This is a genomic window from Amycolatopsis nivea, assembly GCF_004522235.1.
In the GTDB taxonomy this organism is placed as follows: Bacteria; Actinomycetota; Actinomycetes; order Mycobacteriales; family Pseudonocardiaceae; genus Amycolatopsis; species Amycolatopsis nivea.
Map to the genome: position 1 here is coordinate 1 of NZ_SDLT01000127.1, position 374 is coordinate 374.

The following is a 374-nucleotide window of genomic DNA, read 5'->3' on the forward strand; positions in this document are numbered from 1 at the left end:
GCGGCGACGGTGGACTCGTTCCCGGTGCCGAACTGGCCGGCGGCTGCTTTGTCCAGGACGGCGGCGAGGTCGCTGTCGATGTCTTCGGCGGTGCGCAGGATCTGCGCGACGTCGTCGGCCAGTTGCTGTTGTGCTCGTGCCCGGTCCTGCGGGTGCAGTTCCGGTGGCGGGTCACCTGCGTAGACGCAGACGATCGCGCCGTCGGCGGTGATCGCGAACCCGTATTTGCGGGCCAGCTCGTCGGCGTTCTTGATCGCGGCCTGCAGCGCGAGGATCGCGTCGGCGGCCTGCCCGACGGCTTTGCCGATCGCGGCGACTCCGGCGGCGTAGGTGTCCAGGCCCTGCATGTGGGTCTTGTGCTGGGCGGCCGCGCC

1 pseudogene is annotated in these 374 nt (G+C 70.9%); it reads right to left on the minus strand.

The features are described from left to right. Window positions 1–374: pseudogene (locus EIZ44_RS44520) on the minus strand (hypothetical protein); the annotation flags it as partial.